The sequence below is a fragment of the Streptomyces chrestomyceticus JCM 4735 genome (assembly GCF_003865135.1).
GTDB classification, from domain to species: Bacteria; Actinomycetota; Actinomycetes; order Streptomycetales; family Streptomycetaceae; genus Streptomyces; species Streptomyces chrestomyceticus.
In genome coordinates, this window is sequence record NZ_BHZC01000001.1 from 5,875,030 (window position 1) to 5,897,018 (window position 21,989).

General features: G+C 71.2%; 21 protein-coding genes and 1 tRNA gene. 10 read left to right on the plus strand and 12 right to left on the minus strand.

Features of this window, described 5'->3' with window-relative positions:
- Nucleotides 1-25 precede the first annotated feature (25 nt).
- From EJG53_RS25455 to EJG53_RS25475, 6 genes are all read right to left on the minus strand, one after another.
- Nucleotides 26-1,177: a transcriptional regulator gene (locus EJG53_RS25455; RefSeq protein WP_244955327.1), complete on the minus strand. Its 1,152-nt coding sequence runs from the start codon at nt 1,175-1,177 to the stop codon at nt 26-28.
- A gap of 87 nt (nt 1,178-1,264) precedes the next feature.
- Nucleotides 1,265-1,759, minus strand: coding sequence for an NUDIX domain-containing protein (locus EJG53_RS25460; protein ID WP_125046695.1), 495 nt, complete (start codon nt 1,757-1,759; stop codon nt 1,265-1,267).
- A complete protein-coding gene (locus tag EJG53_RS25465) occupies nt 1,756-2,592 on the minus strand; it encodes a helix-turn-helix transcriptional regulator (RefSeq protein ID WP_244955328.1) in 837 nt (278 codons plus the stop codon). Before EJG53_RS25465 ends, EJG53_RS25460 begins: the two co-directional genes overlap by 4 nt.
- Nucleotides 2,593-3,096: 504 nt before the next feature.
- Nucleotides 3,097-3,168, minus strand: a tRNA-Cys gene (locus tag EJG53_RS25470).
- A gap of 125 nt (nt 3,169-3,293) precedes the next feature.
- Complete coding sequence (locus tag EJG53_RS42755) at nt 3,294-3,482, minus strand: alpha/beta fold hydrolase (protein ID WP_244955329.1); 189 nt, start codon at nt 3,480-3,482, stop codon at nt 3,294-3,296.
- Entirely contained in the window at nt 3,479-4,156 is a 678-nt protein-coding gene (locus EJG53_RS25475; RefSeq protein WP_244955330.1) for an alpha/beta fold hydrolase, read from the minus strand. Before EJG53_RS25475 ends, EJG53_RS42755 begins: the two co-directional genes overlap by 4 nt.
- Nucleotides 4,157-4,308: 152 nt before the next feature.
- Here EJG53_RS25475 and EJG53_RS25480 point away from each other — a divergent pair, with 152 nt between their 5' ends.
- From EJG53_RS25480 to EJG53_RS25495, 4 genes are all read left to right on the plus strand, one after another.
- The gene (locus tag EJG53_RS25480; protein ID WP_244955331.1) at nt 4,309-5,973 is read left to right on the plus strand and encodes an MFS transporter; all 1,665 of its coding nucleotides are present in this window, start codon (nt 4,309-4,311) and stop codon (nt 5,971-5,973) included.
- Nucleotides 5,974-6,014: 41 nt separating this feature from the next.
- Nucleotides 6,015-7,811, plus strand: a complete 1,797-nt coding sequence (locus EJG53_RS25485; protein WP_031007405.1) for a DEAD/DEAH box helicase — start codon at nt 6,015-6,017, stop codon at nt 7,809-7,811.
- Nucleotides 7,812-8,204: 393 nt separating this feature from the next.
- On the plus strand, nt 8,205-8,846 hold the full coding sequence (locus tag EJG53_RS25490) for an IclR family transcriptional regulator (RefSeq protein ID WP_031007402.1): 642 nt from the start codon (nt 8,205-8,207) through the stop codon (nt 8,844-8,846).
- A gap of 76 nt (nt 8,847-8,922) precedes the next feature.
- On the plus strand, nt 8,923-9,702 hold the full coding sequence (locus EJG53_RS25495; RefSeq protein WP_125046696.1) for a S16 family serine protease: 780 nt from the start codon (nt 8,923-8,925) through the stop codon (nt 9,700-9,702).
- A gap of 95 nt (nt 9,703-9,797) precedes the next feature.
- On the opposite strand, the gene EJG53_RS25500 is transcribed toward EJG53_RS25495, so the two are convergent.
- Genes EJG53_RS25500 through EJG53_RS25520 form a run of 5 tightly spaced genes read right to left on the minus strand, consistent with a single transcriptional unit; the run spans nt 9,798 to nt 14,071 of the window.
- Nucleotides 9,798-10,802 (minus strand): glycine betaine ABC transporter substrate-binding protein, encoded by a 1,005-nt coding sequence (locus tag EJG53_RS25500; protein ID WP_125046697.1) that lies wholly within the window; start codon nt 10,800-10,802, stop codon nt 9,798-9,800.
- Nucleotides 10,799-11,698 (minus strand): ABC transporter permease, encoded by a 900-nt coding sequence (locus EJG53_RS25505; protein ID WP_125046698.1) that lies wholly within the window; start codon nt 11,696-11,698, stop codon nt 10,799-10,801. The genes EJG53_RS25500 and EJG53_RS25505 overlap by 4 nt, the downstream gene beginning before the upstream one ends.
- Nucleotides 11,695-12,948 carry a betaine/proline/choline family ABC transporter ATP-binding protein gene (locus EJG53_RS25510; RefSeq protein WP_125046699.1) on the minus strand — a complete coding sequence of 418 codons (1,254 nt, stop codon included), beginning with the start codon at nt 12,946-12,948 and terminating at the stop codon, nt 11,695-11,697. Before EJG53_RS25510 ends, EJG53_RS25505 begins: the two co-directional genes overlap by 4 nt.
- Nucleotides 12,941-13,588, minus strand: a complete 648-nt coding sequence (locus EJG53_RS25515; protein WP_125046700.1) for an ABC transporter permease — start codon at nt 13,586-13,588, stop codon at nt 12,941-12,943. Before EJG53_RS25515 ends, EJG53_RS25510 begins: the two co-directional genes overlap by 8 nt.
- A 15-nt stretch (nt 13,589-13,603) precedes the next feature.
- Entirely contained in the window at nt 13,604-14,071 is a 468-nt protein-coding gene (locus EJG53_RS25520; protein ID WP_031007388.1) for an Lrp/AsnC family transcriptional regulator, read from the minus strand.
- A gap of 129 nt (nt 14,072-14,200) precedes the next feature.
- Here EJG53_RS25520 and hppD point away from each other — a divergent pair, with 129 nt between their 5' ends.
- The 5 genes from hppD to EJG53_RS25545 all read left to right on the plus strand — a co-directional run bounded on the left by hppD (nt 14,201) and on the right by EJG53_RS25545 (nt 19,434).
- Entirely contained in the window at nt 14,201-15,346 is a 1,146-nt protein-coding gene (hppD, locus tag EJG53_RS25525; RefSeq protein WP_125046701.1) for a 4-hydroxyphenylpyruvate dioxygenase, read from the plus strand.
- A 177-nt stretch (nt 15,347-15,523) separates the two neighbouring features.
- Nucleotides 15,524-16,888, plus strand: coding sequence for an FAD-binding oxidoreductase (locus EJG53_RS25530; protein WP_125046702.1), 1,365 nt, complete (start codon nt 15,524-15,526; stop codon nt 16,886-16,888).
- 76 nt (nt 16,889-16,964) lie between these two features.
- Entirely contained in the window at nt 16,965-17,258 is a 294-nt protein-coding gene (locus EJG53_RS25535; RefSeq protein ID WP_125046703.1) for a ribosomal protein L7/L12, read from the plus strand.
- 111 nt (nt 17,259-17,369) lie between these two features.
- A complete protein-coding gene (locus EJG53_RS25540) occupies nt 17,370-18,833 on the plus strand; it encodes a dihydrolipoyl dehydrogenase family protein (protein ID WP_125046704.1) in 1,464 nt (487 codons plus the stop codon).
- Nucleotides 18,834-19,023: 190 nt separating this feature from the next.
- Entirely contained in the window at nt 19,024-19,434 is a 411-nt protein-coding gene (locus tag EJG53_RS25545; protein WP_125046705.1) for a VOC family protein, read from the plus strand.
- Nucleotides 19,435-19,619: 185 nt separating this feature from the next.
- Here the strand turns inward: EJG53_RS25545 and EJG53_RS25550 are convergent, their stop codons facing one another.
- Nucleotides 19,620-20,099 carry an SsgA family sporulation/cell division regulator gene (locus tag EJG53_RS25550; protein WP_125046706.1) on the minus strand — a complete coding sequence of 160 codons (480 nt, stop codon included), beginning with the start codon at nt 20,097-20,099 and terminating at the stop codon, nt 19,620-19,622.
- Nucleotides 20,100-20,348: 249 nt separating this feature from the next.
- On the opposite strand from EJG53_RS25550, the gene EJG53_RS25555 reads away from it, so the two are divergent.
- A complete protein-coding gene (locus EJG53_RS25555; RefSeq protein WP_125046707.1) occupies nt 20,349-21,947 on the plus strand; it encodes an RDD family protein in 1,599 nt (532 codons plus the stop codon).
- Nucleotides 21,948-21,989: the final 42 nt, after the last annotated feature.

Below are 21,989 nucleotides of genomic sequence, written 5' to 3' on the forward strand. Positions count from 1 at the left end.
TGCCCTCAGCCGTGCGAATACCCGCCTACGCGGCGCGGACCAGCGACCGGGCCCGCTCATTGAAATCGGCCACGAGGGAGTTCTTCCCGAAGGGGACCATGCGCCGCTGGATGTCCTGCACGGCTTCCATGCATCGGCTCGACTTCACCTGGCCGGCCAGGTTCAGCGTCCGCACACCGGCGGCGTGCGCTGCTTCGAGGTCGTTGCGCTGCAAATGGGACACCGCCACCACGGCTTGGGACATCGCACCGCGACGGGCCCGGTTCTGCCGTTCCGCGTGACGAATCGACGCCTGCGCGTGTTCCTCCGCATGGTCGGGCCGCCCCATGTCCCGGAAGGCGTTGGCCCATTCCCCGCCGAGGTAGGCCGGGTCGATGAAGGCTGCCCACTCGGGCTCCTCGGCCAAGTCGACCTTGGCGTACGCGGTCTGTGCCGCATCGACCGCGCGAGCGGCGGCCTTGGACTCCCCGAGGACGGCGAGAGCGCGCGCCTCCAGCGTCCAGAGATCAGCCAGGCACGCGTTCGACGTGGTCTTCGCCAAGCCATGCCGCCCGGCCTGGGCCAGCCGACGCCCCTCCGCAGGGTGCCCCACCAGCGTGGCCTGGTCGGCCATGCCCGCCAGCACATGGGCGCCCAGAGCGGCGTCACCACTCTCCTCCGCCAGCCGGAGCGACTGGATCAGGAACCGCTGCGCGACGCCGTGTTCTCCGTTGTCGTAGGCCATCCACCCGGCCAAATAGGTCTGCTCACTGGCCGCTTCACAGAGCGCTTGGCGTACGTCCTCTGTGTACGTCCGCTTGAGCAGGGGGAACACGTGCTGATTCAGGTACTCGGTGAGGGCACGACGCCCGGATCCGCCACCCTGGAAGATATCCATCTTCTGGAATACGCCGAACATGTTCCGCACCGCGACAACATCTTCGAGATTCACCCGCCGGCCCGGCCGGGAATGGTCTTGGTCGAGCGTACTCAGCAGCGAATCGCGGGACGGCCCGATACCCGCGACGGCTGTGAAAGGGACTCCTGCGAGAAACATTCGCCTGTCCACGTCTGCCCTTCCTAGCTCCATGACAGCAGTGACTGCCGCGTCCCACGATGAGCTGTACGTCAGTGCCCGGTCAACGGTGAGTGACCCTCCCAGGCCGAGTTCGCCTCGTGGCCACAACCGGTCATGCACTTAAAGCTCTGCATCCGAGCATGCAGCAGCGAGAAATGAGCGATTGTGAGCGGAAGTTGAGAGATCGGGTAGCGGCCCGTGGGTGTATCAGAGAATCTGCGGCTGGGAAGAGGTCAGCCCGTGTTCGATTCGCGCGCGAATGGCTGGGTGGATGCGGTAATCGTCCAAGTGCTTCGGGTCCACCCATCGGATTTCGGTTGCTTCGGACGGCTCCGGGCGGGCCTCTCCGCCGATCAGCCGAGCGCGTAGGCAGATATTGACCGGCTGGCGTACCTCGTCGACGCGGTCTCCGTGCATGTATACGATCACGTGGTCGGGAGAGGAGAAGACCCCCACCAGTCCGACGACCTCAACGTGGTACCCGGTCTCTTCGTGGCACTCGCGCACGCCGGTCTGGCCGACCGTCTCTCCCTTCTTCACGCCTCCCGTGGGGATCGTCCAGAGGTCGTTGTCCGTCCGTTTGAGAAGCAGCAGACGCCCCCGGTCATCGCGGACGAATACGGACGCCGACGGCTTGCGGCTCGTCGGTTCCGGCGCTGCGGGGTCTTGCCAGTAATCGATCCTGCGCGTCTTCCTGGTCATGGGGACTCCAACGCGTCGTCGGCGGGGCGGGCGGAAGCCCATACCCTTTCGTACGACTCCACGTAAGTACTGAAGTAGGAGCCGTCTATCCGGCGCAGGTGCATGACGGGAGTGAAGGCCGCCAGCACCCCGTACGCGTGTACATTCACGATCATCTCGTCGTCGAACCGGTAGATCGAGTTGTACAACGGCGTATCGTGCAGTCGAATCTGCACCGTGTCCGGCGCGAGTCGGCCGTAATAGTTCAGTACGGAGCTGACTCTCCCTGATACGCCGCCGCCGATACGGTATTCGCGATCCCTTGAGGCGAGTTGGGTACCGGCCGGATCGCCCAGGAGAATCCTGACGCGTGCCCCTCCCCGGGCCTTCTCGGCCAGCGTGGGTAGCCAGTCGGGGTGTTCCTCGGTGAGGAAGAGACCGGCGAAAGCCAAGAGGTCGATGTCCCGTTCGGAACTCCGCAGCAACTCCATCCACAGGTGCCGGGGGACATCGCTTCGGCGTGGGTAGGTCGCCACCATCTCTGCGCCCGCGAGGGAGGAGCCGTTGACAGCTTCGGGCCAGAGGTATGACTCGTCTTCCTGGAGGATGGCAGCCACGCGGTAGCGAGTGCGCGGGTAGGGGACCTTCCCGCTGAGCCACCGCTCCACGGTTTTGGTCGATACCTCCGACGCGTCGGCGAGAGAGGCGATGTCGAGTCCAGCTCGGTGCATGGCACGGCGGAGCCGTTCGTTGACCATCCCAACAGCATAGACAGCCAGGACGACTTGGTGTCCTGAAGATGTCCGAAGATGTCTAGCAGTGTCGATGTGCTGTCCCGCGAACACCGCGAGCATGGGCCACATTCGCCCCTCCGCGACCGTAATGGGCGGCACGGGGCATGGCTCAACCTGAGAGAGCAGGCTCTACATGCACGAAGCTATCTGTACACCTACTCCCGGTTCAGGGAGTGCTGTGTTCCGGCTGGAGGCCGTTGCCGAACGCGGGTTGGCTGCTCTCGGGAGCACGGAGCAGGGGTGATCCGAATGACACCAGGCGGATTCCTCACCCCACCCGTCCACCTCACGGAATTCTTCGACCTGGACCCGACACCTGTCGACGGCTGCTCCGTGTGCAAGGAGAAGGCCGAAGAGCGGCGGCAGGCCCTTGACGCGGGATTCGTGGCCGTAGCGGCTTGTGCTGCGGTCGAGATCGGACGCCATCCGGGGCATCGGGTGGGGGCCTGCGGTGAGCCCTCACAGAATGCGGGTGGAGGAGATACCGGAAGGCGGTCGTACGGATAGGTCCCGCACGTACGAGAGGGCGGCCCCGTCCGGACGGGGCCGCCCTCTCGTCTTCCGAGGCCGTGACAGGATTCGAACCTGCGTAACCGGATTTGCAGTCCGGTCCCTGAACCGCTCGGGCACACGGCCGTGATGAGGCGATGCACCGAGGTTAGGCCGCGGGCCCGGGGGTGGGGCAAGGGTTCCGGGCGGGCTGGCATGTGGTTGCAATGCGGTGTTCATGAGTCCGGTTGGTCGGCCGGATTCAGGGGCGCTCAGGGGGTGTGCAGGAACTCCTCCACTGCCTGGCGGAAGCGGGCCGGTTCGTCGACCCAGGGATAGTGGCCCGCCTCGGGCAGGTGGTGTGTCCGGCCGTCGGGGAAGGAGTCGGCGACCAGTTCGCCTGCCCGTACGCCCGTCACCGCGTCCCGGCCGCCGGTCATGACGAGGACCGGGCACGTCACGTCGCGCAGGCCGGCCAGCAGGGTCTGGCGGGCCGGTTCGTCGACGCCCTGCCAGAACGCGGCGCGCGGTACCGGGTGCAGTTGTTCGGCTTCGGTGGCTGCGTGGGCTCGTTGGGGGCCTCCCAGCGGCCGTAGGCGAGCGGCGCCGCGGTCAGGAGCAGGTCGTGTGCATCGGCCGGGGTGGGGGTTTCGGAGAGGTGTTGTACGGCTGCTGATGCCTCCGGCCACCATGGCTCGTTCGAGCGGGAGGTGAGGATGTCCCGTGTGTCGTCGGGGAATTCGCCTTGGAGGTGTGGGACGGGGGAGACCAGGATCAGGCGGGTGAGGCGGGTCGGGTAGGCCGCCGCGTACGCCTGCGCGGTTGCCGTCCCGGCGTCGTGGGCGAGCAGGGCGAAGCGGTCCAGGCCGAGGTGGGTGCGGAGTGCTTCCAGGTCTTCGGCCAGGTGCGGGAAGGCGTAGCGGGACGGGTCGGGGGCGGGCGGGGAGGCGCCTGTGCCGCGGCTGTCCGGGATCAGCAGTTGCCGTTGCTCCGCCAGGCCGCCGAGGTCGCCCAAGTACGTGGCGTCCCGGCCGGGGCCGCCCGCCAGACCCACCAGGGGCGGCAGCCCGGAATCGTCCGGGCCGAGTGCGCGGTGGTGCAGGACGGTGGCGTCGTAGCTGGTGAAGTGGGGCATGGGGGCAGCTTGCCGTATGGGTGGAGGGGGAAGGGAGGGGAGGGGAGGGGGAGCCGAGGGCGGGGGTGGGCCGGCGCCCTAGTTCGAACGGCCGACAAGATCCCCGTCCCGCGACAGGGGCGCAGCGTACCGACGCCTCTTACGCTGATCGCATGACTGCCGTGGACCCGCGTGACGCCACCGAAGTGCCCCCACCTGCCCCTGCCTTGGCCGCGCCGCCCGTCGCGGGACCCGTCGAAGGTCCCACCGCGAGCCCGGAGGCCGCGTCCTCTCTCGCGAGCCCCGCCGCGAGCCCGGTGGCCGCACCCTCCCCCGCAAGCCTCAGCCCCAACCCCACGCCCCCACCGCCCACCGAAGGCGTCCTCGGCCGCACATACCGAGCGCTCACCCTCGGCATCATCTCCGTCGTCTCGCTCATCGCCTTCGAGGCGAGCGCGGTGAACACCGCGATGCCGGCCGTCGGGCACGCCCTGGACGGCATCGAGCTGTACGCGTTCGCCTTCTCCGCGTACTTCACGGCGAGCCTGTTCGCGATGGCGCTGTCGGGGGAGTGGTGCGACCGGGGCGGGCCGCTCGCGCCGCTGTTCACCGGGATCGCCACGTTCGGGGCGGGGCTGGTGGTCGCGGGGTGCGCGCCGGAGATGTGGCTGTTCGTGGTGGGGCGCGGGGTGCAGGGGATCGGGGGCGGGCTGGTGATCGTCGCGTTGTACGTGGTGGTGAGCCGCGCCTATCCGGAGGCGCTGCGGCCGTCCGTCCTCGCGGCCTTCTCGGCGGCCTGGGTGCTGCCGGTGATCGTCGGGCCGCTCGTCGCCGGGACGGTCACCGAGCAGTTGGGCTGGCGGTGGGTGTTCCTGTCCATACCCGTCCTCATTCTGCTGCCGCTGACGGTCATGCTGCCCGCGCTGCGCAAGCTGCCGCCCCGAAAGGGGGGCGAGGGGATGGACCGGCGCCGCATTGGGCTCGCCCTGGCGGTGGCGGCGGGGGCCGGGCTCCTTCAGTACGCGGCCCAGCGGCGGGACTGGGTGGCAGTGGTGCCCGCGGCCGTCGGGCTCGTACTGCTGGTGCCGGCCATTGTCCGGCTGCTGCCCAAGGGGACGTTCCGGGCCGCGCGGGGGCTGCCCTCCGTCGTACTGATCCGTGGCCTGGCCGCCGGGTCCCTGCTCGCCGCCGAGAGTTTCATTCCGCTGATGCTCGTCACGGAGCGCGGTCTGTCCACCACGCTGGCCGGGCTGTCGCTGACCGGCGGCGGCCTGACCTGGGCCCTGGGCTCGTACACCCAGAGCCGGCCGCGCCTGGAGCCGTACCGGGAGCGGATCATGGGGATCGGGCTGCTGCTGATCACGGTGTCGATCCTGGCCGTGCCGCTGGTGCTGTTCGGCGGGGTGCCGGTCTGGATCGTGGCGGTCGCGTGGGTGGTGGCCGGGTTCGGGATGGGGCTGAACATTTCGAGCGGGAGTGTGCTGCTGCTGAAGCTGTCCCCGCCGGAGGACGCGGGCAGCAATTCCGCCTCGCTCCAGGTTTCCGACGCCCTCGGCAACATCACGTTCGTCGGGCTGAGCGGCCTGCTGTTCAGCGCCTTCGGCGGCGCCTCGGTCGACACGGGCGGCACGCCGGACGTGACCAACGCCGCATCCGGGGGGCAGCCCGCCGCCTTCGCCGCGGTCTTCGTCGCCATGGCGGCGGTCGCCCTCGTCGGATCGTGGGTGGCCACACGCCTGAAGCCCGCCGAAAGCGGCCTGGCGACGGTCCCGTCCGGTGGCGCGAAGACGGCATCGGTGGCTCACCCGAGAACGCCGTCCGCTCCCGCGGAGCGTTAGGCTGACGCGGTTGCCGATCGCCGAGCCAGTCGACGGAGACCGTGACTACCACCACCAGCGCCACCAACAACCACCACCTGTCCCCGGCCTTCCCCGGACGGGCCCCCTGGGGTACCGCGAACAAGCTGCGCGCCTGGCAGCAGAACGCGATGGACAAGTACATCCAGACGCAGCCGCGCGACTTCCTCGCGGTCGCGACCCCCGGCGCGGGCAAGACCACCTTCGCGCTCACCCTCGCCTCCTGGCTGCTGCACCACCACGTCGTGCAGCAGGTGACCGTGGTCGCCCCCACCGAGCACCTGAAGAAGCAGTGGGCGGAGGCCGCCGCCCGGATAGGCATCAAGCTGGACCCGGAGTACAGCGCGGGTCCGCTCGGCAAGGAGTACCACGGCATCGCGATCACGTACGCGGGTGTCGGCGTACGTCCGATGCTGCACCGCAACCGCATCGAGCAGCGCAAGACGCTGGTCATCCTCGACGAGATCCACCACGCCGGCGACTCCAAGTCGTGGGGCGAGGCGTGCCTGGAGGCGTTCGAGCCGGCCACCCGGCGGCTCGCGCTGACCGGTACGCCGTTCCGCTCCGACACCAACCCGATCCCCTTCGTGACGTACGAGGAGGGCGACGACGGCATCCGGCGCAGCTCCGCCGACTACACCTACGGCTACGGCAACGCGCTCGGCGACGGCGTCGTCCGCCCGGTGATCTTCCTGTCGTACAGCGGCAGCATGCGCTGGCGCACCAAGGCCGGCGACGAGATCGCGGCGAAGCTCGGCGAGCCGATGACCAAGGACGCGGTCTCCCAGGCCTGGCGCACCGCGCTGGACCCGCGCGGCGACTGGATGCCCAAGGTCCTCAAGGCCGCCGACCAGCGGCTGACCGAGGTCCGCAAGGCGATACCGGACGCCGGCGCGCTGGTGATCGCCTCCGACCAGGAGCAGGCCCGCGCGTACGCCAAGCTGATCCGCGAGATCACCGGCGAGGGCGCCACCCTGGTGCTGTCCGACGACAGCGGCGCCTCCCAGCGCATCGACGACTTCGCGCACTCCGACGACCGGTGGATGGTCGCGGTCCGGATGGTGTCCGAGGGCGTCGACGTGCCGCGGCTTGCGGTCGGCGTGTACGCGACGACGATCTCCACCCCGCTGTTCTTCGCGCAGGCGGTGGGCCGCTTCGTACGGTCCCGCAAGCGCGGCGAGACCGCGTCCGTCTTCCTGCCCACGGTGCCCTCGCTGCTCGGCTTCGCCAACGAGATGGAGGTCGAGCGCGACCACGTCCTGGACAAGCCGAAGAAGGACGGCGAGGAAGATCCGTACGCCGAGTCCGAGAAGGAGATGGACGAGGCCAACAAGCAGCAGGACGAGGACACGGGGGAGCAGGAGCAGTTCTCCTTCGAGGCGCTGGAGTCCGAGGCGGTCTTCGACCGGGTGCTGTACGACGGTGCCGAGTTCGGCATGCAGGCGCACGCGGGCAGCGAGGAGGAGCAGGACTACCTCGGCATCCCCGGGCTGCTGGAGCCGGACCAGGTGCAGATGCTGCTCCAGAAGCGGCAGGCGCGGCAGATAGCGCACAGCAAGAAGAAGCCGGACTCCGAGGCCGACCTGCTGGAGATGCCCGCCGAGCGGCGCCCGGTGGTCACGCACAAGGAGCTGCTGGAGCTGCGCAAGCAGTTGAACACGCTGGTCGGCGCGTACGTCCACCAGAGCGGCAAGCCGCACGGCGTGATCCACACCGAGCTGCGCCGGGTGTGCGGCGGCCCGCCGAGCGCGGAGGCCACGGCCGGGCAGCTCAACGAGCGGATCAAGAAGGTGCGGGAGTGGGCCACGCGTATGAAGTGAGCCCTGTGAAGTGAGGTGGCGGCCCGCGGTCCGGACGGTGTTCCGGGGCGTGGGCCGTGGCCGTACGGGGGGCGCGGACGTGCCCGTGTCCGTACGTCTCCGTGTCCGTACGTCTCCGTGTTGTACCCCAGGCCGAAAGGCCGGTGTGCGCCGCCATCCGGTCACAACCTGCGGATGTTCAGGGATAAAGCGGTCATGGAAGACCGGATTCTGGACGGACTCTTCCGCTGACCGGACCGGCTCGCTACTGTCCCGGTCACGCACACGCCCCGTGGCAGCGCCGCCGCGGAGCGCAGCCGGTGCCATGCGGCCGGCGGCCTCTTCGCGCGCGCTGCCCCGGGACCGGCAGCGCACCCCGCGGACGAGCCGCCACTCACCCGAGGAGGGGGCGTCGTGACCGCGGAGACCTCCCAGACGCTCGACCGAGGACTGCGCGTCCTCAAATTGCTCGCCGACACCGACCACGGCCTGACCGTCACCGAGCTGTCCACCAAGCTGGGGGTCAACCGGACCGTGGTCTACCGTCTGCTCGCCACCCTGGAGCAGCACGCCCTGGTACGCCGTGACATCGGCGGCCGGGCCCGGGTCGGCCTGGGCGTGCTGCGCCTGGGCCGCCAGGTGCATCCGCTGGTGCGGGAGGCGGCGCTGCCCGCCCTGCGCGCCCTGGCCGAGGACATCGGCGCCACCGCCCACCTGACGCTCGTGGACGGTACGGAAGCGCTGGCCGTCGCCGTCGTCGAGCCGTCCTGGACCGACTACCACGTCGCCTACCGCGCGGGCTTCCGGCACCCGCTGGACCGGGGCGCGGCCGGGCGGGCGATCCTCAAGGCCCGGCAGGGCCGCGTCGAGGACGCCGGACTGGCCCTGACGCACGGCGAGTTGGAGGCGGGGGCGAGCGGCGCCGCGGCCCCGCTGCTCGGGGTGAGCGGCATCGAGGGCAGCGTCGGCGTCGTGATGCTCGCCGACACGGTGCCCGAGCGGGTCGGGCCCCGGGTGGTCGAGGCGGCCCGTGAGGTGTCCGAAGCGCTGCGGTGACGGGCGGGGGCGGTGGCGCGTGTCCGCCCCGCCCCGTGGTGAGAGGCCGGGCCGCCAGGTCATCTAGGGTGGCGGGGTGTCTTCTCGCACTCGCGCCCTCGGGATCTGCGCCGCCCTGATCATCGCGCTCCTCGCCACGGTGGCCTTCGCGCCGCTGCCGTTCTCGGTCGCCTTCCCCGGCGACACGGCGGACGTGCTCGGCAAGCACAAGGGCAAACAGGTGATCACGATCAGCGGGGCGCCGACCCGCGAGACCAGCGGTGAGCTGCGGATGGCGGCGATCGTGGCGACCGGCCCGGACGCCCCGGTCCGGCTGCCGGACATCGTCCGGGGCTGGTTCCGTACGGACCAGGCCGTGATGCCCGTCGAGTCGGTCTACCCGGTCGGCGACACGGCGGAGAAGGCCGTGGAGCACAACCTGAAGGACATGCGCTCCTCCCAGGACGTCGCCACCCGCGCCGCCCTGAACTACCTCCACAAGAGCGACAAGGACGTCCAGGTCAAGCTGGACCTGGGCACGATCGGCGGGCCCAGCGCGGGCCTGCTGTTCTCGCTGGGCATCATCGACAAGCTGGCCGGGGACGGCGCGGGCGGCGACCTGACCGGCGGGAAGAAGATCGCGGGCACCGGCACGATCACCGCGGACGGCGAGGTCGGAGCGGTCGGCGGTGTCGCGCTGAAGACGCAGGCCGCGGGCCGGGACGGCGCCACGGTCTTCCTCGTACCGAAGTCGGAGTGCCGGGACGCGCAGGCCGAGCTTCCGGCGGGGCTGCGGCTGGTGCCGGTCAGCACGCTGTCCGGCACCGTGGACGCGCTCAAGGCGCTGAAGTCCGGCGGCGAGGTTCCGAGCTGCTGATCAGGTGCTGACCGGCTGCCGGCCGGATGTGACCGGCGGCTGACGGCCGGCTGCTGCGAGCCGCGGGCAGCCGGCCGGAGCGTCCCGGCAGCCGCTCAGCCGCCCTCCTTGATGAACCCCTTCTCGATCAGCCACTCCTTGGCGACCTCGTGCGGGTCCTGCCCGTCCACGTCCACCTTCGCGTTCAGGTTCTGCGCGACGGCGTTGTCCAGCGCCGCGGTGATCGGCGCGAGGAGGGCGGCGATCTGCGGGTACTTCTTCATCGTCGCCGCGTTCATCTCGGGCGCCGCGTTGTAGTTCGGGAAGAAGTGCCGGTCGTCCTTGACGGTCTTCAGGCCCATCGCCTTGATCCGGCCGTCGGTCGTGTAGACCTCGCCGAAGGTGCAGGCGCGGCCCTCCGCCACCTGCGTGTAGACGACGCCGCTGGTCATCTTCTTGATGTTGCCGGCCGGGATGCGCATGCCGTACGCCTTGGCCATGCCCGGCAGGCCGTCGTTACGGGCCGAGAACTCGGCCTCCGCGCACAGGGTGACCGCGCTCGGGTCCTTCCGGGACAGCGCGGCGACGTCCGACAGGGTCTCGACGCCCAGCCGTTTGTCCTGCTCGGCGTTGAGCGCCAGCGCGTAGGTGTTGTTGAGCTTCGACTGCGGCAGCCACTCCAGGCCGTTGGCGCGGTCGCCGTCGCGTACCGCCTCCCACTGCTTCTGCGGGTCCACTATGGGGCGTTCGTGGCCGAGGTAGGTGATCCAGCCGGTGCCGGTGTACTCGTACATCCCGTCCGCCGTACCGGACTTGACCGCCTCCCGGGCGCCGATCGAGCCCTGGATGTTGGTCTTGTCGACGACCGTGGCGCCGGCCGCCTTGAAGGCCAGGCCCATGAGCTGGCCCAGGATGATGTTCTCGGTGAACTCCTTGGACGTCACGGTCAGTTCGGCGCCTTTGAGCGGCTGCCCCCGGCCGATCGTGCCGGGCCGCACGTCGTCGCTCATCGGGCTGCCGCTGACCAGCCCGCAGCCGCTCAGTGCGGCCGCGCCCAGCAGCAGGCAGGCGGTGGCGGCCGGTACGGTCCGCCCCTGGGGCCGGCGCGGTCCTGCGGTCATGATTCCCCCACCTCCAGCCCTCGCGGGCGCAGCAGCAGTTCCACGAGCGACGCCAGCCAGTCGACCAGCAGCGCCAGCACCACCGTCAGGACGGAACCGAGCACCAGCACCGGCATCCGCTGGGTGATGATGCCCGCCGAGATCAGGTCGCCGAGCCCGCCGCCACCGCCGAAGGTGGCCAGCGTGGCGGTGCCGACGTTCAGGACGAGGGCGTTGCGTACGCCCGCCAGGATCAGCGGTACGGCCAGCGGCAGTTCGACCTTGACCAGCACCCCGGCCGCGGACATGCCGATGCCGCGGGCGGCCTCGGTCAGCGTCGGGTCGATGGCCTTCAGGCCCGCGATGGTGTTGGCCAGGACCGGCAGCACCGCGTAGATGACCATGCCGATGACGGCGGCCTCGGGCCCGATGCCGATCCAGATGACCAGCAGCACCAGCAGGCCCAGGGCGGGCACCGCCTGCCCGAGGTTGGCCACCGCCACCGCGAACGGCGAGGCCCGGCGCAGTTTGGCGCGGGTCAGCGCGATGCCCAGGGGAATGGCGATGATCAGGACGAAGAAGGTCGACACGGCGGTCAGTTGGATGTGCTGGCGCAGCGCCAGCCCCACCTTGCCGCCGTCCACCGCCTGGTGCCCGATCGAGTCCAGCTCGACGCCGCGGAACCACAGCCAGGTGGCGAGCAGCACCGCCGCCAGTACGGCGGGCAGCGCGGCCACCTTCTTCCAGGTGATCCGGCGCGGTGGCCGGGTGGCCGGCGGGGCGGGCTCCGGTTCCGCCGTCAGCACGGGGCCGCGCTCCCCGGCCGCCGCCTCGTCGCGGAAGGTCACCCCGCGTACCTCGTGCTCGCCCGGCGGCCGTTCGCCCTTCGGCGGCCGGCGCCGGTCCCGGGGGCTCACGCCTTGACCCCGTGCGCGCCACCGGACGGGTCCACGCCCTCCTGGGCCAGCCGCGTCTGCCGCGCGCGCTGCTCCTCCAGCGCGTGCCGGTGCTCGACGGCGTCCAGCCGGTCCTCCTCCAGCAGCTCGTGGACGTTGTTCATCAGCGTCTCCATGTCGACGACGCCGATGTACTCGCCGCGCCGCCCGGTCACCGCGACCCGGCCCGCGTTGTCGGTGAGCACCGCCTCCAGCGCGTCGCGCAGGGTCGCGTCGCGGGTGACCGTGTCGTGCACGAGCGTGCCCGCGCGGGCCAGCGAGCCCTTGGCGCGCATCAGGTCGCCGCGGCGCAGCCACTTGTAGGGGCGCCGGTGCCGGTCCAGCAGCAGGATCTCGTTGGTGGTGCCGGAGCGCAGCAGGTCGAAGATGGACTGGAGGGGGTCCTCCATGGACGCGGTGGGGAAGTCGACGACGCCGACGTCCCGTACGCGGGTGAGGTTGAGGCGTTTGAGGGCCGCGCCCGCCCCGACGAAGCCGGAGACGAAGTCGTCGGCGGGGTTGGTGAGGATGGCCTCGGGCGTGTCGAACTGCGCGATGTGCGACTGCTCCCGCAGCACCGCGATGCGGTCGCCCAGTTTGATCGCCTCGTCGAAGTCGTGGGTGACGAAGACGATGGTCTTGCGCAGTTCGTGCTGGAGCCGGATCAGCTCGTCCTGGAGGTGGTCGCGGGTGATCGGGTCGACCGCGCCGAACGGCTCGTCCATGAGCAGGACGGGCGGGTCGGCGGCCAGCGCCCGCGCCACGCCGACGCGCTGCTGCTGCCCGCCGGAGAGCTGTCTCGGGTAGCGGCCGTGGAACTCGCGCGGGTCCAGCCCGACCAGGTCGAGCATCTCCTCGACGCGGCTGCTCACCTTCGCCTTCGGCCAGCCGGTCATCTTGGGGACGAGCGCGATGTTCTGGGCGACGGTCATGTGCGGGAAGAGGCCGGACGACTGGATGGCGTAGCCGACCTTGCGGCGCAGCCGGACCGGGTCGATGCCGGTGACGTCCTCGTCGCCGATCATGATCCGCCCGGAGGTGGGCTCGATCAGCCGGTTGATCATCTTCAGGGTGGTGGACTTGCCGCACCCCGAGGGCCCGACGAGGATCACCGTCTCGCCGGGCTTGATGTCCATGCTCACGTTGTCGACCGCGGGCGTGGGGTTGCCCGGGTAGAGCTTGCTCAGGTTCTCCAGCGCGATGCCGGCGCCGGAGGCGGTGGTGTCAGGCACGGATCCCCCTGGAAATGGTCAGCCGTCCGAGGACGACGTACGCGGCGTCGAAGAGCAGGGCCAGGACGACGATGCCGAGTGTTCCGGACAGCACCTGGTTGAGCGCGTTGGCGCTGCCCAGGGAGGCGATGCCGCGGAAGATCTCGTTGCCCAGGCCGGGCCCGGAGGCGTAGGCGGCGATGGCCGCGATACCCATCAGCATCTGGGTGGAGACCCGGATGCCGGTCAGGATCGGCGGCCAGGCCAGCGGCAGCTCGACCCGGAGCAGCCGGGCCGTGCGGGACATCCCTATGCCCTTGGCGGCGTCGATCAGCGCGGGGTCGACGCCGCGCAGGCCGACGACGGCGTTACGTACCACCGGCAGCAGCCCGTACAGCGTCAGGGCGATGACGGTCGGCGCCACGCCGAGGCCGACGATCGGCACCAGCAGGCCGATCAGGGCCAGCGAGGGCACCGTCAGGATCGTCGCGGTGGTGGCGGTGGCGAGGTTCCCGGCCCACTCGGTGCGGTAGGTGGCGACGCCCAGCAGCACGCCGAGCACGGTGGCGAGCACCATGCACTGGAAGACGGCGCTGGCGTGCTGAAACGTATCCGTCAGGAGCTGGGTGTGCCGACTGCCGACGTACTCCCAGAAGCTCACACGCGCTCTCCTCGGTCAGTCCCCCGCGGCTTGCTTGACCAGGGGGATGATGCGCAACGGAACCGGATTTTCCATGACGATCGCGGTGGAAGCCCGCATGATGCCATCGAAACCCACAACTCGGTCGATCACCCGTTGCAGGTCGGCGTTGGAACGGGCAACGAGTCTGCACAGCATGTCCCCATGTCCCGTCGTTGTATGCAGCTCCAGCACTTCCGGTACGGACGCCAAGTGCGCCCGTACGTCGGCCCCTTGACCCTGTTTGATCTCCAGCGTCGCGAACGCGGTGACCGGGTAGCCCAGCGCCGCCGGGTCCACGTCCGGACCGAATCCCCGGATCACTCCGTTCGACTGAAGCCGGTCCAGGCGCGCCTGCGCCGTGCCGCGCGCCACCCCGAGCCGGCGCGAGGCCTCCAGTACGCCGATGCGCGGTTCCTCGGCGAGCAGCTCCAGGAGCCTGCCGTCCAAATGATCGATCGCCACGGCCATTGCCTCCGAATTTGATGGTCATCATGTACGAATCGTCCGGTGAATCAAGCGATTCGCTATACAGGTTGCCCAGTGAATGCGCAAACTATTGCGCACCTTGTGGGTCGGAGGGAGTCTGCGGGCATGACACAGACCACGGACCACACCACCCCCACCAGTGCTCGGCAGGCCGATCCCTTCCCGGTCAAGGGGATGGACGCGGTCGTCTTCGCCGTCGGCAACGCCAAGCAGGCCGCGCACTACTACGCCACCGCCTTCGGCATGAAGCGGGTCGCCTACTCCGGACCGGAGAACGGCAGCCGCGAGACCGCCAGTTACGTGCTGGAATCCGGCGGCGCCCGCTTCGTCTTCACCTCCGTCATCAAGCCGACGACGGACTGGGGCCACTTCCTGGCCGACCACGTCGCCGCCCACGGTGACGGCGTCATCGACCTCGCCATCGAGGTGCCGGACGCGCGCGCCGCCTACGCCTACGCCGTGGAGCACGGTGCCACCGGCATAGAGGAGCCGTACGAGACCAAGGACGAGCACGGCGTCGTCGTCCGCGCCTCCATCGCCACGTACGGCAAGACCCGGCACACCCTCGTCGAGCGCACCGACTACGACGGCCCTTACCTGCCCGGCTACGTCGCCGCCGACCCCATCGTCGAGCCCGGCAAGCGCCGCTTCCAGGCCATCGACCACTGCGTCGGCAACGTCGAGCTCGGCAAGATGGACGAGTGGGTCGCCTTCTACAACAACGTCATGGGCTTCACGAACATGAAGGAGTTCGTCGGCTCGGACATCGCCACCGAGTACAGCGCGCTGATGTCCAAGGTGGTCGCGGACGGCACCCGCAAGGTGAAGTTCCCGCTCAACGAGCCGGCCGTCGCCAAGAAGAAGTCGCAGATCGACGAGTACCTGGAGTTCTACGGCGGCCCCGGCTGCCAGCACGTCGCGCTGGCCACCAACGACATCGTGGAGAGCGTACGGGCGATGCGCGCGGCGGGCGTCGAGTTCCTCGACACGCCGGACTCCTACTACGACACCCTCGGCGAGTGGGCCGGCGAGACCCGTGTCCCGGTCGAGACGCTGCGTGAGCTGAAGATCCTCGTGGACCGCGACGAGGACGGTTATCTGCTGCAGATCTTCACCAAGCCCGTACAGGACCGCCCCACCGTCTTCTTCGAACTGATCGAACGCCACGGCTCGCTGGGCTTCGGCAAGGGCAACTTCAAGGCCCTCTTCGAGGCCATCGAGCGGGAGCAGGAACGGCGCGGCAACCTCTGACACCCGGCCCGCCCCGGGTGTCCTCCGGACGCCACCCCCCACCCCGCGGCCCGCCGGAACCTGACCCGGCGGGGCCGCGGCCCTTCCCGAGGGGAGCGGCACACCCGCACCCGGGACCGCCACCCGGGTGCGGGAGAGGATCTTCCGTGTACGGCCCACGGATGGGAGGCTGACGGCATGGACCTCATCGCACGCCTGCGCGACGCCCTCCCCGCGGAAGCGATCCTCACCGACCCGGACGTCACCGGCGCCTACGCCCACGACATGGCGAGCTTCTGCGAGGCCGGCACACCCGCCGTCGTCGTTCTGCCGCGCACGGTCGAGCAGGTCCAGCGCGTGATGCGCACCGCCACCGCACTGCGCGTCCCGGTCGTCCCCCAGGGCGCCCGCACCGGCCTGTCGGGCGCCGCCAACGCCTCCGACGGCTGCATCGTGCTCTCCCTGGTCAAGATGGACCGGATCATCGAGATCAACCCCGTCGACCGGATCGCGGTCGTCGAGCCCGGCGTCGTCAACGCGGCGCTCTCCCGCGCCGTCAATGAGCACGGCCTCTATTACCCGCCGGACCCCTCGAGCTGGGAGGAGTGCTCCATCGGCGGCAACATCGGCACCGCCTCCGGCGGCCTGTGCTGCGTCAAGTACGGCGTCACCGCCGAGTACGTCCTCGGCCTGGACGTCGTCCTCGCCGACGGACGGCTGCTCACCACCGGCCGCCGCACCGCCAAGGGCGTCGCGGGCTACGACCTCACCCGCCTCTTCGTCGGTTCCGAGGGCAGCCTCGGCATCGTCGTACGCGCCGTCCTGGCCCTCAAGCCCGAACCGCCCCAGCAGCTCGCGCTGGCCGCCGAGTTCCCCTCCACCGCCGCCGCGTGCGACGCGGTCTGCGAGATCATGGCGCGCGGCCACGCCCCCTCGCTGCTCGAACTCATGGACCGTACGAGCATCCGCGCCGTCAACGCGATGGCCCAGATGGGACTGCCGGACAGCACCGAGGCCCTGCTCCTGGCCGCCTTCGACACCCCCGAACCGGCCGCCGACCTCGCCGCCGTCGGCGCGCTGTGCGAGGCCGCCGGCGCCACCGAGGTCGTACCGGCCGAGACCCCGGCCGAGTCCGACCTCCTCCTCCAGGCACGGCGGCTGACCCTGACCGCCCTGGAACGCGTCAAGTCCGCCACGATGATCGACGACGTCTGCGTACCGCGCTCGCAACTCGCCGCGATGCTCGACGGCACCGCCGCCATCGCCGAGAAGTACGACCTGACCATCGGCGTCTGCGCGCACGCGGGCGACGGCAACACCCACCCCACCGTCTGCTTCGACGCGAACGACCCCGACGAGTCCCGGCGCGCCCGCGAGTCCTTCGACGAGATCATGGCGCTCGGCCTGGAACTGGGCGGCACGATCACCGGCGAGCACGGCGTCGGCGTCCTGAAGAAGGAGTGGCTGGCCCGCGAGCTGGGCCCGGTCGGCCTGGAGATGCACCGCGGCATCAAGGCCGTCTTCGACCCGCTCGGACTGCTCAACCCCGGCAAGGTCTTCTGACCGGCACCGTCGGCGGTCCGGCCGTGGGCCGGCCGCGGTTCGGCCGTCATGAGCTGCACCTTCTAGGGTTCGGACCATGAACTCCGACCTCTGGACCATCATCGGCGCCGCGGCCGTCGTCATCGTCGTCCTCGCCTCCACCATGGACGCGCGCCACAAGACACTCGAACGCCGGCTGCGGCACATGGACCGCAAGCTGAACCTCGTCATGGAACACCTCGGCATCGAGGAGCCCGGCCCCGAGGGCATGGCCGAGATCGACGCGCTGCTGCACAAGGGCAGGAAGGTCGAGGCGATCAAGCGCTACCGCGAACTGACCGGCGCCGGCCTGGTCGAGGCCAAGGAGGCCGTGGAGCGCCGGGAAGGCTGAGAGCCGGTGCCCCCGCCGCCCGGCGAATGCCCCGATACATGTGGCCGGGCCGGGCGCCCGGGACGAGGATGGAGCCGACCGCCGCGACGCCGACGCAGGGAGCGAAGAGCGATGCCAGCCACCACAGGGACCGAAGAGGCCACCGCCCGGGACACGTACGACGTCGTCGTGCTGGGCGCCGGGCCGACCGGCGAGAACGTCGCCGACCGGGCACACGCCCTCGGCCTCAGCGCGGTGATCGTGGAGAGCGAACTGGTCGGCGGCGAGTGCTCGTACTGGGCCTGCATGCCCAGCAAGGCACTGCTGCGCCCGGTCACCGCCCGCGCCGACGCGCGCCGCGTCCCCGGCCTGCTCCAGGCGGCGGCCGCGCCGCTGGACAGCAAGGCGGTGCTCGCCCACCGCGACGCGTTCGCCTCCCACTGGAAGGACGACGGCCAGGTCCGGTGGCTGGACTCGGCCGGCATCGACTTCGTACGCGGCCGGGCCCGCCTCGACGGCCCCCGGCGCGTCGTGGTCGACACGGGCGGCGGGGCGGAACGCGTCCTGACCGCCCGGCACGCCGTCGCCGTCTGCACCGGCAGCCGCGCCGTCCTCCCCGACCTCCCCGGACTGGCCGACGCCCGCCCCTGGACCAGCCGCGAGGCCACCAGCGCGCAGTCCGTACCGCCGCGCCTGGCGGTGGTCGGCGGCGGCGTCGTCGGCGTCGAAATGGCCACCGCCTGGCAGGCGCTGGGCTCCCGGGTGACGCTCCTGGTGCGCGGCGGCGGACTGCTGCCCAAGATGGAGCCGTTCGCGGGCGAACTGGTCGCCGAGTCCCTGGCCGAGACGGGCGCCACCGTACGTACCGGCGTCTCGGTGACCGCGGTACGGCGCGAGATGCCCAACGGGCCCGCCACCGTCGTACTCGACAACGGCGACGAGCTGGTCGCCGACGAGATCCTGTTCGCCACCGGCCGCGCGCCGCGCACCGACGACATCGGCCTGGAGACGGTCGGCCTGGAGCCCGGCACCTGGCTGGAGACCGACGACACCTGCCGGGTCAAGGGCGTGGCGGACGGCTGGCTGTACGCCGTCGGCGACGTCAACCACCGCGCGCTGCTGACCCACCAGGGCAAGTACCAGGCCCGCATCGTCGGCGCCGCCATCGCCGCACAGGCCCAGGGCACCACCGCCCTGGACACCGGCCGCTGGGGCGCGCACGCCGCGACCGCCGACACCGCCGCCGTACCGCAGGTCGTCTTCACCGACCCCGAGGCCGCCTCCGTCGGCCTGACCGCCGCCGAAGCCGAACGCGCCGGACACCGCACCCGCGTCGTCGACTTCGACCTCGGCTCGGTGGCGGGCGCCGGCCTGTACGCCGACGGCTACCGCGGCCGCGCCCGTATGGTCGTCGACCTCGACCGCGAAACCCTCCTCGGCGTCACCTTCGTCGGCCCGGCCGTCGGCGAACTCCTGCACTCCGCCACCGTCGCGGTGGCCGGCGAGGTCCCCATCGACCGGCTGTGGCACGCGGTGCCCGCCTATCCGACGATCAGCGAGGTGTGGCTCCGGCTGCTGGAGACGTACCGCGGTTGAGACGCCGGTCCGTACGCGGCCGGGCGGCGGTGCGTACCGCGGACGAGGACCTCGGTCCGGGCAGGGCCGGACCGGCGGCGTAGGTCGGAATCCCGATACTCAGGCGCGCCGGGCCGCCGTACGGTCAGGAGTGCCAGAGCCCGACGGGCCTGAACGCACCGGCCCGCGCAGACGTCGCAGGAGGCACCCCGTGTCCGTGCAACTCGACCACACCATCATCCACGCCACCGACAAGTTCGCGTCCGCGCGCTTCCTCGCGGAGCTGGCCGGGCTGGAGGAGCCGACGGCGTTCGGCCCGTTCGCCGCCGTATCGACCGCGAACGGCCTGACCATCGACTACGCCGAGCACGTCGTCGAGGCGGCCGCGATCGTGCCCCAGCACCTCGCGTTCCGGGTCTCCGAGGAGGAGTTCGACGCGATCTTCGCCCGCATCCAGGAGCGCGAACTGCCGTACTGGGCGGACCCGTACCACCACAAGCCGCAGGAGATCAACCACCTCGCGGGCGGCCGCGGGGTCTACGTCAGCGACCCGGACGGCCACGCCATCGAGTTCCTCACCCGCAAGCACAGCCTGGAGGACCTCGGTACCGCATCGTCCTGACCCTGGTACGTCCGGCCCGCGCTAGGGCGCGTCTTTCGGATCATCCTGGGCCCGCGGCGCCTGGCACGGCACCTCGCGGCGTTGTCGCATCACCCACGGACACCCAGTCCGAGGGCAATGCTCCGCCTTGCGATGCACCGCACCAGGCGCCGCGGGCTGCTCCAGGCTGATCCAAAAGACACGCCCTACGCCCCCGCCTCCGGCGACTCGTCCGACGGCCACGGGCCGGACAGCCACCGGTCGTCGTCCCGCGGCGTCATGGCGAGCAGCGCGCTCAGCCCTTTGTCCAGCCCCAAGTGGTCCTGCTCCGACCCCGGCGGGACCACCCGCAGCGTGCGCTCCAGCCACGCCGAGACCGCCGGGGCCGGCGCCTCCAGCAGGGCCTCGCCGTCCGGGGAGCTGAGCGCCATGCAGACCAGGCTGCGCCCGTCCACCTTCGTGGGCCACACCCGCACGTCACCGTGGCCGCACGGGCGGAACACCCCCTCGACGAGCAGTTCGCGGGCGAACGTCCAGTTGACGGGGGCGTCCGAGCCGATGTGGAAGGTGACGTGGACGGCGTAGGGGTCGTCCGAGCGGTAGGTCAGCCGGGCCGGGACGGGGATGCTGCGGTCCGGCGACAGGACCAGGCCCAGCTCCAGCTCTCGTTCCACCACGGTGTGCATACGGTCCGCCTCTCTTCGGTACCTCCTGCGAACCCCCCTGTGACGGGGCCCGCACTTGGATAGAGGCTCCGGAGCCCGGACCATTACGCGACTTCGCACAACTTTTTTCGCGGGCCTCTTCCAGGTGGTCCGGCCCGGCCGGGACACCCGCCCCGACCCTCCGTCTGATAGATGTGGACGCTGCGTTGCGGCAGACTGCACATGCCCCACCCACCACACCAGGCCGAGAACAGATACGGGACTTCGGACATGAGCGCCCCTTCCTCAGGATCCGCCGGCGGCAGCCCCACGCCAGGCTTCTACCCGGACCCGTCCATTCCCGGCTACATCCGGTACTGGAACGGTGCCGCATGGGTGCCGGGCACCAGCCGGCCCGCGCCCGCCGAGGGCGAGGCGCTCCCCGCCCCGCCGCCCGGCGCCGCCCCGGCTCCCGCGCCCGCGCCGGCCCCCACCCCCGCCGTGGAGGAGACCGGCCCGGTCTTCCTCGACGAGGAGGAGGAACCCGGTCGGCTGACCGGGGCGGGCAGCGGCGCGCCCGCCTCCGCCTGGCAGGCCGACACCGCACGGCAGGGTGGCTTCGGCGGCGAGCAGGACCGCCGTATCGCCTGGGGCTCGCCCGAGGAGGCGCAGGCCGGGCTGCCGCAGCAGCGCGACGAGGCCGCTGCCGCGCCCGGTGCGCCGGCGTCCGGCGAGGAGCCGCCGCGGACCGACGGCACGGTCACCATCCGCGCCGTACGGGACGAAGGCGCCCCCGGCCGCGACCGCGGCACGACCACCATCCGCGCCGTACGCCCCGACGGGCCCCAGGGCGGCAAGAGCGACACGATGTCGATCCGGATGGCGCCGCAGTCCGGCGGCGCCCCGGCGTCGCCGCTGCCCGGCGCCGCGGCGCCGCAGCCGCTGCCGTCCACGGGCGCGCAGCAGCCGCCGGCGGCCTCCGGCCCGCAGCAGGCGGCCGCGCAGCCCGCTCCCGGGGCCCGGACGCCCGCCGCCCAGGGACCGGCCCAGCAGGCGCCGCAGGGGCCCGTACAGCCGCAGTCCCCGCCGCAGCCCGGTCCGGGGCCCGCCGTGCCGCCCGTGCAGCACCAGCCGTTCCCGACGCAGCAGCCTCAGCACCCCCAGATGCCGCAGCAGTCACCGGCACCGCACGTTCCGCCGCACCAGCCGGCCTCCCGGTCCGCCCCCGGACCGGCCCCGGCTCCCGCACCGCAGGCCCCCGGACCGGCCCCCGCGCCGCAGCCCGGCCCGCAGGCCCAGCCCGCCCCCTTCTCCGGCTTCCCGCCGCAGCAGGACGGCGCGGCCGAAGGCGTCGTCCCCTGGAAGCCGCCGACCACCGACCCGTTCCTCGCGGCCGCGCAGGAACAGGGCCGCCCGGCCCCCCTGGGCCGCCGCTTCGCCGCCCGCCTGATCGACACCCTGGTCCTGGCCGTCCTCACCGGCGCCGCCGCCGTACCGCTGTGGGGCCCGGCCACCGAGCACATCGACGCCAAGGTGGAGGCCGCCAAGCAGTCCGGGCGGGAGGTCACCGTCTACCTGCTCGACGGCACCACCGGCCCCTACCTGGCCGTCGTGCTCGCCGTGCTGCTCATCGGCGGCGGCCTGTACGAGGTGCTGCCCACCGTCAAGTGGGGCCACACGCTCGGCAAGAAGGTGTGCGGCGTCAAGGTGCTGGACATCGAGAGCCACGACACCCCGCCCCTGGCCTCGGTGATCAAGCGGTGGCTGGTGTACGGCGTGCTCGGCGTGCTGGCGGTCGGGGTCGTCAACGCCGTGTGGTGCCTGTTCGACCGGCCGTGGCGGCAGTGCTGGCACGACAAGATCGCCCGGACGTTCGTCGCCGAGAAGTAGCCCGGGGAGCAGACCGCCCGCCCGGCCGCGTCACCCGGCCGG

Excerpts from the sequence above, each read along its gene's own strand:
- EJG53_RS25460 (WP_125046695.1), bottom strand. The coding sequence starts at position 1,759 with ATGACCAGGAAGACGCGCAGGATCGATTACTGGCAAGACCCCGCAGCG.
- EJG53_RS25465 (WP_244955328.1), bottom strand. The coding sequence starts at position 2,592 with ATGCTCGCGGTGTTCGCGGGACAGCACATCGACACTGCTAGACATCTT.
- EJG53_RS25475 (WP_244955330.1), bottom strand. The coding sequence starts at position 4,156 with ATGCCCCACTTCACCAGCTACGACGCCACCGTCCTGCACCACCGCGCA.
- EJG53_RS25480 (WP_244955331.1), top strand. The coding sequence starts at position 4,309 with ATGACTGCCGTGGACCCGCGTGACGCCACCGAAGTGCCCCCACCTGCC.
- EJG53_RS25500 (WP_125046697.1), bottom strand. The coding sequence starts at position 10,802 with ATGACCGCAGGACCGCGCCGGCCCCAGGGGCGGACCGTACCGGCCGCC.
- hppD (WP_125046701.1), top strand. The coding sequence starts at position 14,201 with ATGACACAGACCACGGACCACACCACCCCCACCAGTGCTCGGCAGGCC.
- EJG53_RS25530 (WP_125046702.1), top strand. The coding sequence starts at position 15,524 with ATGGACCTCATCGCACGCCTGCGCGACGCCCTCCCCGCGGAAGCGATC.
- EJG53_RS25535 (WP_125046703.1), top strand. The coding sequence starts at position 16,965 with ATGAACTCCGACCTCTGGACCATCATCGGCGCCGCGGCCGTCGTCATC.
- EJG53_RS25540 (WP_125046704.1), top strand. The coding sequence starts at position 17,370 with ATGCCAGCCACCACAGGGACCGAAGAGGCCACCGCCCGGGACACGTAC.
- EJG53_RS25550 (WP_125046706.1), bottom strand. The coding sequence starts at position 20,099 with ATGCACACCGTGGTGGAACGAGAGCTGGAGCTGGGCCTGGTCCTGTCG.
- EJG53_RS25555 (WP_125046707.1), top strand. The coding sequence starts at position 20,349 with ATGAGCGCCCCTTCCTCAGGATCCGCCGGCGGCAGCCCCACGCCAGGC.